The following is a 17,801-nucleotide window of genomic DNA, read 5'->3' as shown; positions in this document are numbered from 1 at the left end:
TTATGTATTTTTAGGGCGTTCCGTCAGTATGGCGGAAACCCAAAAATTCAAAGAGGCGCGGTATGACTCAGGACGATATCATCAAGAATCCGTTGGATTATGATCTTTCCATTGAAACCGTTGGCAAGGGCACTCTTAAGTCCCCGATGAACGGCGTTCCTTTCGTTTCGGAAAACGACAAGGTCAGCCTTACCACTGACGTCAATCTCATCTCTGAATACTTAGCGAAGGGCATTCCGGTACCTTCACTCGAAGTCGCCGGCCCTCGACAGACAATTTTCCACGACCCCGCCTGGACGCGCGCAGGTATCGTCACTTGCGGCGGTCTCTGCCCAGGCCTCAACAACGTGATCAAGGGCCTTGTACAAGTGCTCTGGTTCGACTACGGCGTGAGGAACATCTTCGGTATCCCGTACGGCTACCGCGGCCTGAACCCGAATTACGGTTACTCCCCCATCGTGCTTGACCCGGATGTGGTCGACGCCATTCAGGAAGACGGCGGTACGATTCTCGGTAGCTCCCGCGGCATGCAGGATCCGGCCATCATGGTCGATACGCTCATGCGCCTCAACATCAACGTGCTGTTCTGCATCGGCGGTGACGGTACGCTCCGCGGCGCACATGCCATTGCCGAAGAAGTCAAGAAGCGTAAGCAGCCCATCTCGATTATCGGCATCCCGAAGACGATCGATAACGACTTGAACTTGATCGACAGGACGTTCGGTTTTGAAACCGCCGTGCTCAGCGCCACAGACGTGATTACAAGCGCGCACATCGAAGCAAATGGTGCGTTCAACGGCCTTGGCCTCGTGAAGCTCATGGGTCGCGACTCCGGCTTTATCGCAGCGTATGCATCGCTTGCAACAACCGTTGTGAACATCTGCCTTGTCCCTGAAGTACCTTTCACACTGGATGGGCTTTTCAAGGCTCTCGAAAGCCGTTACGCCAGCGGCAAGACTCACGCCGTCATCGCCGTCGCCGAAGGCGCCGGACAGGAACTTTTCAAGAACCAGGAAGAACGCAGAGACGCAAGCGGCAACATCTTGAAGAACGATATCGGTGAATTCCTGACCCACAAGATTAAGGAACATTTCGATAGCGTCGGCAAGGAAATCAACATCAAGTACTTTGACCCGAGCTACACGGTGCGTAGCATCCCCGCCAAGGGCACAGACGCCATTTTCTGCTTCCAGCTCGCAGAAAACGCAGTACATGCAGGCATGGCAGGCAAGACGGACATGGTCGTTGGCAGCATGAACAACGTATTCTCGCACGTGCCTATAGAATACGCCGTCAGCGAACGCAAGAAAATCAACCCCAATGGCCCCCTGTGGCATGCCGTTCTCGGTATCACACGCCAGCAGGACTATTTCTCCGGCAAGGGCAAACGCAGCAAGTAATCCTTTTATTAATTTATCACCATGCTCAAAAAAGAAGAAAAAGTCATCATCCGTACCGCACTCATGGAATACCGCAATCTCTTGTTCAAGACATTCCACGGCACTGACGAAGAAAAGACTCGCATTGCCACGGTGAACAAGTTGCTCCAAAACTGGAAAGTCTAAGCGTATTCATGAGAATTACGCGGAACATTATTTTTGCATTGCTGCTTGCGATTAGTTTCGCAAGTGCAAACGACTATTTGCACATAGCAGATTCCTGCTATGCGGCAAGAGCCGTGCGCGCCAACGGCGACAAGGCCGATGCAAAGAATGCAAAAATCATGAAGGAATCCTATCGCAAGGCGATGGAGGATTCTACCGTTCTGGAACAAGCGACTGAAGGCTATGTGAAGACGCTGTACTTCTGCTTCAGATTCGTGCAGTTCGACGAGAAGAAGCGCCAGCTCCATTTGGACACGCTGATGGAAGCAAGCAAGAGCGCCTACGAAAAGTTCCCCAAGAACAAAGAAATCGCACACGTTTACGCTTCGACGCTTTCGATGTGGGGCTCGGAACGCAACGTATTTTCGTCGATTAAGGAAGGCATTGCAGGTAAAGTCCGCGATGTCGCCACAGCCGCAGAAGACTGGCAGATTCTCGGGCGTGCGCATTTTGTGCTGCCGTATGTACCGCTAATTCTTTCGTGGCCTGATGAAAAGCTTGCAGACAAATACCTCACGATGGCACTCGAAAAGAACCGCAAGGACATTTACAACTACTACTTCCTTGCAGACTTGCGCTATGACCAAGACCGTTTTGATGATGCCGTAGAGCTGATTGTACAAGGTCTCGATGCAGGCGTGCGCCCTGGCTACATTCTTGAAGACAAGCGCGCCCGCTGGCATTTAAAAGAGCTCTGGAAGAAAATCGATTACAAGCACAGGGACAAGCTCTCGCCAAAACACCTTGAAGACGGCGAGAACATCCGAAAAGCGATCGAAGCGCTGAGAGCGAAGAATAAGAAAAAATAATTTGTTATAAAGGAGATTCCCGCTTTCGCGGGAATGACACACAAACAAAAAAACGGACTTTGAAAGTCCGTTTTTTTAATGGTGATCCCGGAACGGAGTCCGGGATGACAATGTAGAGAGTTATTTCTGGGCCTGCACAGCAGTCAAAGCGATCGTGTAAACGATGTCTTCGACGAGGGCGCCGCGGGAAAGGTCGTTCACCGGCTTGGCCAAGCCCTGGAGCATCGGGCCGATAGCGATCGTGCCGTGGGCAGAGCGCTGCACAGCCTTGTAACCGATGTTACCGGCAGAGAGGTCCGGGAACACGAACACGGTAGCCTTGCCAGCGACCGGGCTGTTCGGGGCCTTGAGGGCGCCAACGCTCGGGACTGTTGCAGCATCGTACTGGAGCGGGCCATCGATGAGCATTTCCGGGCGGGCAGCCTTTGCAGCGGCAGTAGCGGCCACAACGAGGTCTGCATCCGGGCCCTTGCCCGAATTGATGGTGCTGTAAGAAAGCATGGCAACGCGGCTCGGGAGGCCGAAAGCCTTTGCCGTGTCATCGCACTGGAGAGCGATATCGGCGAGTTCTTCGGCGAGCGGGTTCAGGTTGATGGCACAGTCGCCGTAGATGTAGGTCTTGTCCTTCATGCACATGAAGAACACGGAGCTCACGGACTTCACACCCGGAGCGGTACGAATAATCTGGAGAGCCGGGCGGAGCGTGTCGGCGGTAGAGTGGATAGCGCCAGAAACGAGGCCATCGACTTCACCGAACTTGAGCATCATCGTAGCGAGCATAACGTTGTCAGAAAGAGCAACGCGTGCAGATTCCGGAGTCATGCCCTTTGCCTTGCGGAGTTCCACGAGAGTCGGCACATACTTTTCAGCAAGTTCTGCGCTCGGTTCGATAATTTCGATGTTAGCCGGGAGCTTTACGCCCACAGACTTTGCGGTAGCTTCGATATCGGCCTTCTTGCCGATGAGGACCGGCACGGCGATGTTGCGTTCGACAGCGAGGCAAGCAGCCTGCACGGTACGCGGTTCAGAGCCTTCCGGGAGCACAATGCGCTTCACGCACTTGGAAGCCTTGGAAAGGAGGCTTGCGCGGAACATGGCCTGGCTTACGCGGCGTTCAGCAGCCGGTTCTGCGAGGTCGCCAGCAACGCACTTTTCGCAACGGAGCAAGCGCTTCGGGCAGAAGAGTTCTGCATCTTCGCCATCGGCAAAAATCTTTGCATCGAGGGCAGAGGCGAGGTCGTCGTTAAACTTGTGAGCAATGACATCGTTCATGCCGGTTGCACCTTCGACGACAACAGCGTCGACATCGTCAAAATCCTGCTTGAGGAAATCGGCACAGATCTTTTCCATGAGCACGGCAGACTTGCCGGCCTTGATTTCTGCAACGCTATCGGCAGCATTGAAAACTTCGAGCGGCTTGTAGACTGTAGCGATGAGACCAGCCTTGGTAACAGCGTCGACAAGTTCCTGGACTTTGGCTTCCATGTTGGAGGCAGCCGTGGCAACTAGGTAAACACGATTCATTTTAATCTCCAATTTTGAATTTACGAGTGTAAAGGTAGGATTTTTTTGCTTGGCGGACAAGAATATTCATAGAATAACGAGACATGACTGGATGGTGCGACGCCCCTACTCCTTGGCTCGGTTATAAAAATGAGCCTCATTTTTGCAACACTCGCCTTCTGAGTAGTCTTCCGCCTTCGGCGTCAGAATGACGCAAGAAAAAATCATGTTAATTTCTGTTTACAATGCCAAAAATTTTCACAAACGAGCGGTTTTTCGATGTAATAACTATTTAAGCTCTATTGACAACATAATTTTATTGTTATCTTTGGCGTCGAAAGTGTATGGGAAAACACTGTGGGATAGGGGATTTAATAATTAGGAGTCACGGATGAGGATCAGTGGACTTTTTTACAGGGTCTTGGTGTGTTTGGCTATATTCAGTGCCTACGCCTTTGCGCAGACGGTTGCTGTTGCACACATCATTTACGAAGAAGGCAACGTCTTGTACTATGCCGACAACGAAAGCAATTTCGTGTACAAGGCCGTTGAAAAAAACGAAGATGGTACATTTACCATCGAATTCACCAACGAGCGTCTTGCTAACGGCAAGAAAGATACTCGCAGACTTCAGTTCGGACAAGGCTGCAGCGGCAACACATGCCGCATCGACTTAAGTCCTGACAACAAGCCTCTATTGGGCGAACTTTTCCCGGAGTACACAGACGGAAGCTATACAGACGGTGTGACCCCGACAAAAAAACTGGAAGTCTGGATTGTCATCAACGAAGACAAGACGCTGACGATTTCCGACACGAAACCAGTGGTCGCGGTCAAGCCCAAGAAACATATCCGTTTCTTAACGCCATGGACAAACACGAACGCCATCATCTACATGAATGGCGCCGAAAGCTACATGAGCTCGCTCCCCTCGTACTGCGGATGGTTCGAGACAAAGCTTACAAAGCCTTCCACGGCCAACGTTTACTTTAAGCAGACTATCGGTACAACATTTGTTGGCGCCGAAGGCACCACCGAAGACGAATCGACAATCACGCCGATCAATCTGGATTCTGCCCTTGCCATTAGCGACACGGTTTGGGTCGTTGCATACCAGTACGGCGCTCCTGAAGTTCATGCAACATACCCAGGCGTTCTTGGCGAATGCCTCCCGAAAATTCTCCCCGTGATGATGTTCGACTGGTATGACGGTTCCATGAATTCCGACGGCTCCAAGAACGGCCTCAACTACGGTTCTGGCGGCGCCGGACGTACAGGATTCGACATGCGCGGAGTTCCCATGTTTGGAACAGGGGTAAGCCAGGACTTTGGTCAGGGCGGTTGCGAAGGTTCTCCGGTCACAGGGATGGTCGAAAAGCAGCTTGGCCCGAACGGCGTTCCTGTGATGGCAAAGAACTTCCCGCAGAACTGCAAGAATTCCACCCACCTGAACAGCTGGTTCCTCCCCGAAGAGCTCTATAACGACGGTACGAATTCTTACACAAACGTTACATGCCGCGATTTGGAACTCACGCTTACAGACGACGGATTCTGGCTTGGCCAAAAGGATGACGAAAGCCCGGAACACGGACTCTTCTTGCTCGACGATTTCCGCTGGCTAGACGAAGCCCAAAAGATTGAAAACCCCCACTACGATTCCATCAGCGGCGCAAGCGATATTCCGGGTTACCACAACTACGGATTCGCCATGAAGATCCAGGCTGAATTTGTCTACATCAAAGGCCAGTACTTCGAATTCAACGGCGACGATGACGTTTGGGTATTCATCGACAACAAGCTCGTTGTCGATATCGGCGGTCAGCACAAAAAGATCAAGAAGTCCGTTAACCTCGACGATCTGGGACTTACGCCGGGTGAAACTTATCCGTTCCACATTTTCTATGCCGAACGCAAGCGCACTCAGTCGAACTTCATGATGAGAACGTCTATCGACCTGAAGGTAGAATCCAGCATGCTTCTCACCGACCACTCGACAGATTCCACGCTTATCAAGAAGGAAGTTTGGCAGAACATTCGCGAAAAGACTCTCGCCTGCGACTTCTCCGCAAACTCCGAGACAAAGCGCACGGAACGCGGACCTTCAAACTTTACCTTGTTCGGAAAGAGCCTTTCGCCAAGCGGCTTTGCCATAAGCAAGCTCGATTCCGTCTACTTCAGCGGCATTACAGTCACAAACGACTATACGATGCTCACGATCAATACAAAAACAATTTCCCGTGCACAGGCACTCCCGCCGGGAACATACTTTGTACGCGTTTCGCTTAAGAACAATCCGAAGGAATACAAGGATGTCTACTTCACCATCCCGCCGACGGAACTTCCGAACATCGCCTATGCAAACATCATTGACTCCAGCTACTGCATTATGGCAGACGTCATCAACCAGGATACCGTCTGCTTTGAAAAGTACTGGAAGCCGCTCGGAAACGAAGCCAGCCGTGACGTCAGCAGCGACACGCTCCCCATTACTTTGGACAAGAACGAAAAGCAGCTCTGGGCAGGCCGCATCTACCCCGTCAACGTCACCTACGTTGAAGACTGGGCCTCAAGCTACACCGGAATTACAGTCCAGGTCGCGTCATCGGATCCGAACCTAGTCGCCTGCGACTCTCTCGGCACTCCGCTTGCGAATAGCGAATTTACGCTCATCGACGGCAAGAACACGTTCTACATCAAGGCAAACGCCGCCATAACGAACGGCACCTTAACCGTATCGACAGCATCTGCCAAGAACAAAAGCATCAACTGGACGAACATCAACATTATTGAACCTCCGGTCCCGCGCGTAGACACGGCATACATTTTCGACAAGAACGGCGACGGCCGTGGCGATAGCATCTGGGTGAGTTTCAACAAGCCGCTTGGTGGCAACAGTGTCCTGAATTCCATTTCATTTATATTCGGCAATACCCGCTATGAACATTTAAAGCCAGATTACAAGGATGGCGACAGGTCACTTTCGTTTGTTGCAAGCGGCGACGGCTTTGGCATCGACATTTCTACAGGTGGCGCTTACGAGCCCTACTCCGGCAAAATCACAGCCCACTACACTTACACCAACCCTGAAGACCACAAGGTATCGTACCCCTCCATGGACGGTATCCTTGGCGACAAGATCGGCCCCATCATCATGGCTGCAGAAATTGCATACACCGATGACGGAAAGACCGTACTCTCGCTCACCTTCAGCGAAGGCCTCACCTCCGAAAATGCAAGTGCCGGCCTGTTCGGCTACCGCAGCTACGGCAGCGGCGCATTCTCCTCCATCGTCCAGGAAGCGGAATATATCACCACAACACCGGCAAACCGCTGGAAGCTGATCTTCTCCAAGAAATCCGCTTCGGATATCCTCCCCATCGTCGGCGACTCCATCCGCATCAAGCCTCCTTCAGAAGGCGGGCTTGCACTTGACCTCATCGGTAACCCGGCACACGAAATGAACCCGTGGGTACGCATCACCGGCGAGCAGCGCATTACAGTCACGACCCCTGCAGTCGTCACCATGCACAAGGATTCCCCGAACTTCGACAAGACCAAGGAAATTGTCAGCAGTCCAAACGCAACCGTCCCGATAATCGTCAACAGCGAAAGACCTCTCACCGCAAACCAGGTCGGCGAGATTTACGGTACGCAGGGCCACTACCTTGGCGACATGAACATGTCCGAACTCGTCGAAAACGAAATCAGTGAAATCGTGAAGGTCGTCAAGAGCTCCACCAAGTTCGAAGACAAGGAAGCCGTCAAGAACGGAAGCCCATCGACATCTGTTTCGCTGGAGACGATCATTTCCATGCTGGACAGGAAGGAAATCACGACGAAAGAAGCCAAAAAGAGGTTCGGGCTCAACGAAACGATCATCAAGGCCTACAACAATGGGCTCTTGAACAAGAACAACCTGAACAACTACTTGCACGGCACCACCGAAGACGTCAAGACGATTGCAGAATCCCTGGCCGACAGGACAGAACTTAGCTACAAGACCACTTACTATTCAAGCCTCGGCCACTACATCAACAAGGACGAAGGACGAATCGCCTGCAATGACGAGATTTTCAAGACAGAAGGCGCCACCAACTGCCTCGGAAACGAAGGTCACCTCTTCCTCGCCTGGAACATGCGTTCCAAGAAGGGTCGACTCGTCGGAACCGGCGTCTACATCGCCCGTCTCGAAATCCGCCTCATCGTAAACGGCAAGAAGATCACCAAGCGCACGCAGGACTTCATCCTGGGATTCCGCCATCCGAACCTTACGATTGACGATTTCAAATAGACAAGGTTCAATACATTTAATCTTAGAAGCACCCCCTAAAGGGTGCTTTTTTAGTGGCTACAGACATTTATCCTGCAAAAAACGGAACTTTTCACCCTAGCAACAAAAGCCCCATTCCCGTGTTGCAATCTTCGCAATTTATTTTACAATTTGGTTAAAAAAATTTGATAAAAATCACAATAATGAGTGTATTTTCTATTAGGGTAACATCTTCAGGGAGTTGTGGATGCGGTGTAAAAATATTGTCTTCAGTTTCATTTTATTACTCTTATGTGCAGTCATTCCTTCAATGGCCGCTGATTACAATATTCTTGTTAAAAACGAAACGACACAGAACAGTGGAGCAAAGCTCTACGTCGTCATGCAATACAAAGATGGCGCGCGCAACAGGACTTCGGACTGTACCCAGCTCAGAAGCTACAGCGAAGACATGTTCTACGTCGGCGTCAACGGCGTCGGTGCCACCAACACCCCAAAACTCACCTTTTACACCAGCCGCTTTTGCAGAGCCACAGAAGCAATTGGCAGCATTTCGATTTTTGAAGGCCAGCAAGCTGTCGGCAGTGACTTAATCATTACCATTAACGACCTGACCGTCACGCAGGCGAACAGCCCCGATCCCATTACCCCGCCAGAAACAGGCACTCCTACAGCCGCAAAGAAAAAGGTCATCCGCTTCTTCGCTCCCTGGACAAACACCTCCGCCATTCTCCATATCGCTGGAGGCGACTCCGTCAAGATGACGACCGTCAAGAATTACTGCGGATGGTTCGAAGCTAAAATTACACCGCCTAGCGGTTCACTGCAGGTCTACTTCAAGCAGACCATCGGGCATGAATACGTCACCGACAAACATTACTCCTCCAAGACAGCCCCTATAGCACAGGCCGTTCTCCTGACGCTCGACGAAGCCGCCCAGAAAGACACCATCTGGGTCAAGGCAGGCAAGGAAATCGGCACAGCAACTACCATTTACGACAAGTACCCGGGCATCCTCGGCGATTGCCCCACCAAGACGCTCCCGGTGATGATGTTTGACTGGCTCCACGGCACCAAGGGTGACGGCGCCGAAGCCGGCAAAAACGGCGACCCCGCCAACGGCGTAAGCGCCGACTTCGGTTCCGGCGGATGCGGCGGAAGCAATGCCAGAGACGATAAGAACAGAGGCTACATGAAAGGCATGGTCGAGGAACAGCTCGGCGCCAACGGAGTCCCTGTACCGGCAGCCAACTTCCCCGAAAACTGCAAAATCACGACTCATCTCGACAAGTGGTTCTTGCCCGAAGTGGTCGCCCAGCAAGACGGCAAGCAGTACACCAACGCCACCTGCCGCTCAATCGAATTGCAACTCCAGGATGACGGCCTCTGGCTTGGCCAGAAAGACGGTAACAGCCCCGAAGGTGGCCTCTTCTTGCTCGATGACTTCCAGTACCTCGATGCCGAAGGTAAAGTCCCGAACCCCTACTTCGACAATATCACTGGCCACAACAAGAAACACAATTACGGTTTCGCCATGAAGATCCAGGCAACGTTTGAATACGTTCCTGGGCAATACTTCGAATTCCTCGGTGACGATGACGTCTGGGTATTTATCAACAACCGCCTCGTTGTTGATATCGGTGGCCAGCATTCGCAGGTTTCAGGCGCAGTCGATCTCGATACGCTAAAGCTCGTCGAAGGTCAAAACTACCCGTTCCACATTTTCTACGCCGAACGCCACACGTCTTCTTCGAACTTCATGATGAGAACCTCCATCGACTTGAAGACCGAAGCTAGCCTTTTCTACAAGAACCTCTCTACAGCAACCATTCTCGACTACCAAATTTACCAGATCATCCGTGAACAGGCACTTTCCTGCGACTTCTCCGGCACGACCATCAAGGACACTGTAGAAGCCCCCTCGAACTTCACGTTGATCGGTAGCGGCGCTTATTCCGAAGGCGTTGCCCTGGATAGCGTAGGCGTCTGGTACGGCGGCATAACCATCAAGCCGGGCTTTACAGGTTTCACCATCGATACGGCCCTCATCAAGAGGGAACGCGCTCTCCCGCCGGGAACATACCAGTTGCGTTTCTCCTTGCAGAAGGACGAAACTCAGTACGAAGAAATCACCTTCGTCATCGACAAGTATGCATCGCCTCCCATCAATTACGCTAGAAGCGACTGGACTCTCCTCGGCGACAAGGTGGACGGCACTACGGAACCTATCGGCCAATGGGTGAACACCCGCTACCCCGTAAACATCGTGTTCGCCGACGGATCGGCATTTGACGATATCGTGTATATCAAGACGAACAACGAGACAGTATTTATCCCTTGCGATGAAAACGGCAACAAGATTACCGCTATCACGTTGAAGAACGGCAAGGCGACATTCTACGTCAAGGCAATCGCCCCCAAGGACGGCTTAATACTCCTTGTCAGCAGCGCCGACGAAACGAAGCAAGCCATCTGGGAAAACATTTCGTTCCAGGAACCGCCGGTCCCGCAAATCACGTTTGCCTGCATCTTCGACAGAAATGGAGACGGCCGCGGCGACAGCGTTTACGCCAAGCTCTCCAAGCCGTATGGCACGCTGAACGCAAGCATGGTCCGCATGGATTCCGTGCAGCTGGAATTTGGCGAAAAGTTCCAGACGATTGTAGGCAACATTACGCCTAACGACATCGACAGCTCCATTGCGATTGTCTCTTCTGAAGGCGGGTTTGGCACGGTTCCGTTTACCGGTGGCACAGACAAGGTCTATAGCGGAAAGATTACGCCGTACTGGCTGTACACAGAAGGACTTGGCAAGTCAACGCCCATCAGCCTCACAAGCGATGTGCTCGATTCCATCGGCCCTGTGATTACATCTGCCGACATCTCTTACAGTGACGACGGTTCGACAGTTCTCCTGCTCACATTCAGTGAAGGTCTGGACTGCGAAAACGATGCCGACGCCAGCGTATTCAGGTACTTCTTCAGACAATCTGGCACAGAAAGATTCGATATCGTTCCGGATATTTATGCCAAGCTTTCGAAGGCCAAATGGAGACTCATCTTTAGAAGCACGAACAATGACAAGGCCAACATCCCTGTCATGGGCGACTCCATCAAGATGATTCCGGGCATCCACATGGACCTGCTCCACAGAAGCACTCCTGAAGAAAACCCGTATGTCCGCATCGCTGGCGAACAGAACGTGGTCATCACGAGCGCACCGGTCGTAACGATTGGCGAATCTGATTCTTCGAGAACGATTATCAGAAGCTCGAGCCCGACCGTTCCAAAGATTGTCCAGGACGAAAGACCGCTTACCGCAAAGGAAGTCGCGACATCTTACGGCACGCAGGGCCACTACCTCGGAGAATTGAGCCTTTCGAGCCTTGTTAAGGATGAAGTCACGAACCTCACCTCGGCCATCAAGAGCGTCAACAACAAGAACATTGAAAAGAACGGCAAAACGCTCGAAATGATTTTGACCGAAGTCCAGACAGGCGCCATCAGCATCGACAACGCCAACAAGAAATACAAGCTTGGTGACGAAATCGTAAGCGCCTACAAGAGCGGAGTCATCAAGGCGACCGATGTTACCGGCATCGCAAATGGCAACGCGTCCATCATCGAAAAGGTTTCGAGGGAATATGCCAAGAGGACAACGCTCGAATACAAGACTCAATACTTCACAAGCCTTGGCGTGTTCGTGAACAGCACTTCGAACAAGATCAGTTGTGTTGACAGCCTGTTCAATGGCAACTGCCTTGACGACGACAATGATGGCAAGATATTCCTCGCCTGGAACATGAAGTCGAAAAACGGACGACTGGTCGGTACTGGAGTTTACATCGCTAGACTTACGTACAAGATTCAAATCGGCCGAAAGACCGTCGCTGACCGCACGCAAGACTTCATCTGGGGTGTGCGTCACGGAAAGACCAAGGGCTTTACCATCGACTTGAATGAATAAAGTTTCGTTCTCTCTAAAAGGCGCCTGCAACGCAGGCGTCTTTTTTTTGTGTGGAATTTTAAGGATAAGTGCTAAAAGGGAGATTCCCGCTTTCGCGGGAATGACAAAGAGTAAAGCCGGGATGACAATGCAAAAAGTCCCAGCGGAGCTGGGACTTTTTGCGTTTAACGCGGGAATGTCTGCGCGAGAATCGCGGATGACAACTTATGCGAAGTTGTACAGGTCCGTGATGTCTTCGTTATTCTTGTCGTACATCCAGAACTGGTTGATGTGGGCATATTCATCTTCCACAAGGGAAATCTTGATGTTATGCTTGTATTCCAGATAGTTGAACATACGGTTCAAGTCCTTGCAAAGCACATCGATGACCGGAGCGCTCACGACGAGGGTGACTTCGCGGAGACGGCCCTTGGTATGGGCGCGGGCGAGCCAGCGGTCGATCATGCCGAGCGTCGATTCGAGCGTTGCAATGCGGCCACTGCCGTTGCAAACCGGGCAGCATTCGGTCTTTTCGGTCATCAGGTTCACGCGGACGCGCTTACGGGTGACTTCCATGAGGCCGAACTGGCTGATCGGGGCCGGGCTAATCGGGGCCTTGTCGCGGCGGATTGCCTTGCGGAATTCCTGATAGACGGCTTCGCGGTCTTCATCGGTTTCCATATCGATGAAGTCGATGATGATGAGGCCGCCCACATCGCGGAGACGCAGCTGCTTTGCGATTTCGTGGCAAGCATCGAGGTTTGTCTCGAGAATGATCTTGCCCTGGTCCTTGCCATGAACCTTCGGACCGGTGTTCACGTCGATAGAGACGAGAGCTTCGGTCTGTTCGATAACGAGGTTGCCACCGCGCGGAAGCGGGACCTGACGCTGCAAGGAGCGAGCGTAGTCGTTTTCAATCTTGAAGTATTCGAACAAGCTTTCGCTAGAGCTCCAGAGCTTGACCTTGTCGAGCTTATCCGGAGAGAGAACCTTCAGGTAATCGCGGAGAGCAAAGTACTCGTCGCGGTTGTCGATATACACGTAGTCCGTGTTGTCGCCGAAGTATTCGCGAACCGTCTGTTCGATGGAATCGGATTCTTCGTAGATGCAGGTCTCGGGCGGCATGGTTTCGAAGTTGTACTTCGTCTGTTCCCACTTGCTTTCGAGTTCGCGCATCTGCTTGTTGATTTCGAATTCGGATTCGTTGAGGCCGTTGGTGCGGACGATGTAGCCCACGTCGCGACCCTTGAGGCGGCGCACGACCTTCTTGAACTCGCGGCGCTTGACCGGATCGCGTTCACGCTTGGAGACGCCGACGAAATTTGTACCCGGCATGCAGACCAGGAAGCGGCCAGCAAAGCTCAAGTGTGTCGTCAAACGAGCACCCTTGGTGCTAATCGGTTCCTTGACCACCTGCACCATGATTTCTTGGCCTTCCTGAAGAATTTCGTCGATCGAAATTTCCTTAGAGGCATCGCCTTCATCATCATCGTCACCATATTCGCGGCGCAACAGTTCGTTGCGGTCCATGGCGTCTTCCTGATGCAAAAAGCCAGCCTTCTCAAGACCAATGTCAATGAATGCCGCCTTGAGTGCGGGGAGCACCTTCTGAACGACACCCTTATAAATATTGCCCAGAACTCGATTAGAGGAAACACCTTCAACAACCAATTCCGCAAGTTCGCCATCTTCCATGATCGCGATGCGCTTTTCGTACGGTGTTTTGCTAATCAAGATTCCGCGCTTACACTTATTTGCCATTAAAACTCCTAAAGGGTAAAGCAAAACTTGATAGAAATCCCCAAGACCAGTCCAAAAGTATGGACCGCATCCGAGCTCCCGATGTTTCTTGACGGAAAGTACCGCCCGCCTGCAAAGCAGAGCCTGGGGACCTAAAATATAATAAGTAGGAAGACTTGAGACGAGAGACGAGAGACGAGAGAAGGGAAAATGTAGGGAGAATTAGGAAGTAGGACAAATGCGTAGGTCGAGTATGCTCCAAGGCGAATGTTGCAGGGCCGCTTGCGGACCTATAACTGAGCCGTTTTGCATGACGCAAAGCGTCAAAGTCGCGACAAAACTTGTTTTGGCATGACCGAGACCAGCATTTAACGCCGTTGGCGTTCGTGGCTGCGGTTATGCCATATCTGAATACAAGTATTCAGTTGCGTCATAACCTTGCACACTATTGGTACTTGAGCGAAGCGAAAGTACAAAAGTGGATGAAAGTCACTGGATTCTTCGTTTCACTCAGAATGACGAACAACGCGAGAGAAAAGTGGTGATGCCGGAACAGAGTCCAGCATGACAATCAACCAATAACTAATGACTAACGACCAACAACCAATTACTAACGGCTATTTTGTAATAAAGTAATCTTCCGGGTTGACAGGCGTTCCGTTCACGCGGATTTCGTAATGCAGGCCGAGACTCGACTGAAGCCCGCTCTTGCCAATGAGAGCAATCGGGTCGCCACGGCGAACTTTAGCGCCTTGCTTCACAAGCGTTTCACCGAGATGCGCATAGAATGTCTTCACATGTTCCATGTGCTCAATCTTCATCGAAAGCCCAAAGCCACGATGCTTGCGAACCTCGACAACAGTACCGGCACCCGGCGCGTAGACCGTATCGCCTTCAGCAGCCAAAAAGTCCACACCTCTGTGCGGGAGTTCCTGATCCGTGAACGCATCGAAAACCATTTCAAAACGAGCCTTGATATCGTGATGATTCTTGAGCGGATGCAACACCGGGACATGCGCGGCAAGCGCAGAATCAGCCTCAAGCTTGTTCAGCGTCTTGCGGAATGTAGACCTCATTGCATGCAAATTCTTTTTCGGAGACTCGTCTTCAGGAACATTTTCAAGCGTGAAACCAAGGCCACCCAATTTGAGTGTACTATCGCGGACAACACGTGTTTCTTCAACCTTCAAAATCGTCGTATCGACCACGGTACGGATTTTCTTGATTTCGTCCTTGATGACCGAATTCTGGTGATAGACATCCATCAGGTTGCCGTTAGACAAATTCTCCACAATTTGCACTGGCGAGAACATAATGAATCCAAGGATCGCACAGATAGTTAAGACAAAGTAAATAATTGCTTTTCTAACCGAGAAAGTAACAGTTTTCCCACGCGAATCCTTGTTCGGATAAATGTGGACCTCAAGCTTTTTCACTAGAACCTTCGGATTTGTTCAATTTTTGCTCGAGTTCTGCAACCTGCTTTTGGATTTCGAAAATGGCACCTACCGTTTCGACAGCGGACGGGTCGTCCTTGATTTCGTCCAGACGGCCTTCACGGATAGCCTCGTAAACCTTTTGCCCGAGCAATTGGAACTTGGTTTTGAGCTTGGACTGCACCATGGACAGCTCCACGCGCGAAAGCACGTTGGATGCACAGCCTTTAGCCGTAATTTTCAGCTTATTTAGAGTATTTTCGTTCATAATTTCATCCGACTAGCCTTTAAAATAGTAGATTTTTCGATATAAAACAACGGAGATTTTTCTATGAGTCGCAGCGATCGCAGAAGAGCAAAGCAAAACGTCAAAAAATTCGTTCCAAAGAAGTCAAACGCGCTGGATAAACGAGTCATCGTACTCCTCGCCATCATTGTCGTTGTGTTTTTCGTAGGAACAATGATCATCCAGAGAGGCTAATTAATGAAGTTCACTATCCAGAAGAATGTTTTGCAGGATGCACTGCAAGCGGCAATTAGCGCCGTTCCGAACAAGTCCACCATCCAGATCCTCAACAACTTTTCGCTCCGCCTCGAAGGCAACTTCCTCGAAGTGAGCGCTACAGACCTCGACCTCGGTATCAGGGTCAAGGTGGAAGTGCAGGGCGAACGTGATGGCGCAGTCGTCATCAACGCACGCAAGCTGTTCGATCAAGTGAAGAGCCTCGTGGACCCGAGCATCACGAACATCACTTTTGACGCACAGGATTACCTGGTGAAGATCCAGTGGAGCGAACGCGGTAAGGCAAGCATCATCGGCTTTGACGCGAACGACTTCCCGCCGTTCCCGGAAATTGAAAATGGCGAAACATTGAACATCGCCGCAAGCGAACTTGCATTCCTCGCCGAAAAGACATTGTTTGCAACATCTACCGACTCCACACGCTTGAGCTTGAACGGCGTGTTCCTCGAAGCAAAGGACGGCAAGATTTCCATGGTCGCAACAGACGGTCACCGTTTGGGCCGCGCCGCCATCGACCAGGAAGGCGCAGAACTTTCGAACGGCGTCATCATCCCGCACAAGGCTTTGCAGCACATCCTGCACATGGCTAAGGGCGATTCCACGGTTGAAGTCCGCACGTCTGCAACGCACATCCTCTTCAACACGGGTTCCATCCAGGTCATCTCGAAGCTCTACGAAGGACCGTATCCGAGCTACCGCTCTGTGATCCCGCAGCAGTTCGAACGTACCGCACAGGCCAACACCACGGAATTCCAGAACAAGATCCGCAGCGTGATTTCTATGGCCAACGCTCGCACCCGCAAGATCCGCTTGCAGTTCGACGGTAACATCCTCGAACTCAGCGCAACGGACCCGGATGTCGGCGGCGATTCTCGCGAAGCACTCGCTATCACGCACAACGGCGAAGGCAGCTTCTGCATTGGCTTTAACGGCCAGTTCCTCGCAGAAATCCTCGGCATGTGCAAGAGCGAAGAAGTCATCATGAAGATGAACAATCCGCTTGGCGCTTGCATCATCGAGCCGGTTGGCGAGAACATGAACTTCTCGTTCTTGTTGATGCCGACGCACCTCACCGACAACTAATCGTAGTTCGGAAAGATTTAAGGGCTCTCGCGAGAGAGCCTTTTTTAGTGGAATGTATCTGCAAATGGAAGTGCGCCAAGTTTAATCGGAATTGCCGAGAGAATTAATCGGGACTGCCGCGCGCAAAGAAAAACGCGCGCGTTTTGGATAAAGTAATTATGTCGAGTCAAATACGCAAGAGAGTCAATAAGAAAATCACGAAAGCTATTCACGACTTCAATTTGATTGAAGACGGAGACCGCGTGCTCATTGCCACAAGCGGTGGCAAGGATTCAAGCGTGTTGTTGATGGAGCTCGCCGCGCGACTCGGCAAATTCGGGCCAAAATGCGAACTTGCCGCCATCCACATCCAAAGCGATTTTGCAGACAAGGCCCCCCGCGAATTTTTGCAACGAATGGCAGAAGAATACCCGCAAGTGCCATTTTACTTTAAGGATGTCGCCGTAGAAGCGCGCCTCAAGGAAGGTCGCAAGCTCAATTGCTACTGGTGCAGCACGCAGCGCCGCACGGAACTCATCAAGTTCGCAAGCGAAAACAACTTCAACAAGATTGCACTCGGCCACCACATGGACGACATCGTCGAAACGCTTTTGATGAACATGCTATACAAGGGCGAGTTCAGCGGCATGCCGCCCATGGTGCCATACGAAAAGTACCCGTGTAGCATTATCCGCCCGCTCTGCTACTGCGAAGAAAGCGAAATCATCGCCTACGCCGAAGACGCAGACATTCGCAAGTTCACCTGCACCTGCGAATTCTCGAAAGCAAGCCACCGCAAGACCATCCGCGAAGAAATCAAGAGCTTGACGAAAGGAAGCTCCACGCTAAAAGCTAATTTATTCGAAAGCATGCGAAATATTAGAATGGATTATTTATTGTAAGACCGC

At 51.5% G+C, this 17,801-nt stretch carries 11 protein-coding genes; 7 read left to right on the top strand and 4 right to left on the bottom strand.

What is annotated here, in order from left to right:
• Positions 1–62: 62 nt before the first annotated feature.
• Genes B7991_RS06170 through B7991_RS06165 form a run of 3 tightly spaced genes read left to right on the top strand, consistent with a single transcriptional unit; the run spans position 63 to position 2,413 of the window.
• On the top strand, positions 63–1,400 hold the full coding sequence (locus tag B7991_RS06170; protein WP_014546029.1) for an ATP-dependent 6-phosphofructokinase: 1,338 nt from the start codon (positions 63–65) through the stop codon (positions 1,398–1,400).
• Positions 1,401–1,421: 21 nt separating this feature from the next.
• Complete coding sequence (locus tag B7991_RS14820) at positions 1,422–1,565, top strand: hypothetical protein (protein ID WP_015731986.1); 144 nt, start codon at positions 1,422–1,424, stop codon at positions 1,563–1,565.
• 8 nt (positions 1,566–1,573) lie between these two features.
• Positions 1,574–2,413 carry a hypothetical protein gene (locus B7991_RS06165; protein WP_088630056.1) on the top strand — a complete coding sequence of 280 codons (840 nt, stop codon included), beginning with the start codon at positions 1,574–1,576 and terminating at the stop codon, positions 2,411–2,413.
• A gap of 120 nt (positions 2,414–2,533) precedes the next feature.
• On the opposite strand, the gene pta is transcribed toward B7991_RS06165, so the two are convergent.
• Positions 2,534–3,937: a phosphate acetyltransferase gene (pta, locus tag B7991_RS06160; protein WP_088630055.1), complete on the bottom strand. Its 1,404-nt coding sequence runs from the start codon at positions 3,935–3,937 to the stop codon at positions 2,534–2,536.
• Positions 3,938–4,340: 403 nt separating this feature from the next.
• Between pta and B7991_RS06155 the strand changes: the two genes are divergently transcribed.
• Together B7991_RS06155 and B7991_RS06150 are read left to right on the top strand one after the other, a co-directional pair.
• Complete coding sequence (locus B7991_RS06155) at positions 4,341–8,207, top strand: fibro-slime domain-containing protein (protein WP_235003066.1); 3,867 nt, start codon at positions 4,341–4,343, stop codon at positions 8,205–8,207.
• A gap of 289 nt (positions 8,208–8,496) precedes the next feature.
• Complete coding sequence (locus B7991_RS06150) at positions 8,497–12,153, top strand: fibro-slime domain-containing protein (protein ID WP_235003063.1); 3,657 nt, start codon at positions 8,497–8,499, stop codon at positions 12,151–12,153.
• A gap of 204 nt (positions 12,154–12,357) precedes the next feature.
• On the opposite strand, the gene B7991_RS06145 is transcribed toward B7991_RS06150, so the two are convergent.
• The 3 genes from B7991_RS06145 to B7991_RS06135 form a co-directional block, all read right to left on the bottom strand.
• Positions 12,358–13,893, bottom strand: a complete 1,536-nt coding sequence (locus tag B7991_RS06145) for an Rne/Rng family ribonuclease (protein WP_085491757.1) — start codon at positions 13,891–13,893, stop codon at positions 12,358–12,360.
• A 596-nt stretch (positions 13,894–14,489) separates the two neighbouring features.
• Positions 14,490–15,185, bottom strand: coding sequence for a M23 family metallopeptidase (locus B7991_RS06140; RefSeq protein ID WP_235003064.1), 696 nt, complete (start codon positions 15,183–15,185; stop codon positions 14,490–14,492).
• Positions 15,186–15,294: 109 nt separating this feature from the next.
• On the bottom strand, positions 15,295–15,576 hold the full coding sequence (locus B7991_RS06135) for a hypothetical protein (protein WP_088630051.1): 282 nt from the start codon (positions 15,574–15,576) through the stop codon (positions 15,295–15,297).
• Between the two features lie 216 nt (positions 15,577–15,792).
• Between B7991_RS06135 and dnaN the strand changes: the two genes are divergently transcribed.
• Positions 15,793–16,914 (top strand): DNA polymerase III subunit beta, encoded by a 1,122-nt coding sequence (gene dnaN / locus B7991_RS06130; protein WP_014546038.1) that lies wholly within the window; start codon positions 15,793–15,795, stop codon positions 16,912–16,914.
• A gap of 158 nt (positions 16,915–17,072) precedes the next feature.
• Entirely contained in the window at positions 17,073–17,795 is a 723-nt protein-coding gene (locus B7991_RS06125) for a tRNA 2-thiocytidine biosynthesis TtcA family protein (protein WP_041260116.1), read from the top strand.
• Positions 17,796–17,801: the final 6 nt, after the last annotated feature.

This window comes from Fibrobacter sp. UWB3 (assembly GCF_002210405.1).
Lineage (GTDB): Bacteria > Fibrobacterota > Fibrobacteria > Fibrobacterales > Fibrobacteraceae > Fibrobacter.
Note: the sequence above shows the minus strand (reverse complement) of the source record. Positions and strands in the feature narration are given on the sequence as shown.

Excerpts from the sequence above, each read along its gene's own strand:
- B7991_RS06170 (WP_014546029.1), top strand. The coding sequence starts at position 63 with ATGACTCAGGACGATATCATCAAGAATCCGTTGGATTATGATCTTTCC.
- B7991_RS14820 (WP_015731986.1), top strand. The coding sequence starts at position 1,422 with ATGCTCAAAAAAGAAGAAAAAGTCATCATCCGTACCGCACTCATGGAA.
- B7991_RS06165 (WP_088630056.1), top strand. The coding sequence starts at position 1,574 with ATGAGAATTACGCGGAACATTATTTTTGCATTGCTGCTTGCGATTAGT.
- pta (WP_088630055.1), bottom strand. The coding sequence starts at position 3,937 with ATGAATCGTGTTTACCTAGTTGCCACGGCTGCCTCCAACATGGAAGCC.
- B7991_RS06150 (WP_235003063.1), top strand. The coding sequence starts at position 8,497 with ATGGCCGCTGATTACAATATTCTTGTTAAAAACGAAACGACACAGAAC.
- B7991_RS06145 (WP_085491757.1), bottom strand. The coding sequence starts at position 13,893 with ATGGCAAATAAGTGTAAGCGCGGAATCTTGATTAGCAAAACACCGTAC.
- B7991_RS06140 (WP_235003064.1), bottom strand. The coding sequence starts at position 15,185 with ATGTTCTCGCCAGTGCAAATTGTGGAGAATTTGTCTAACGGCAACCTG.
- B7991_RS06135 (WP_088630051.1), bottom strand. The coding sequence starts at position 15,576 with ATGAACGAAAATACTCTAAATAAGCTGAAAATTACGGCTAAAGGCTGT.
- dnaN (WP_014546038.1), top strand. The coding sequence starts at position 15,793 with ATGAAGTTCACTATCCAGAAGAATGTTTTGCAGGATGCACTGCAAGCG.
- B7991_RS06125 (WP_041260116.1), top strand. The coding sequence starts at position 17,073 with ATGTCGAGTCAAATACGCAAGAGAGTCAATAAGAAAATCACGAAAGCT.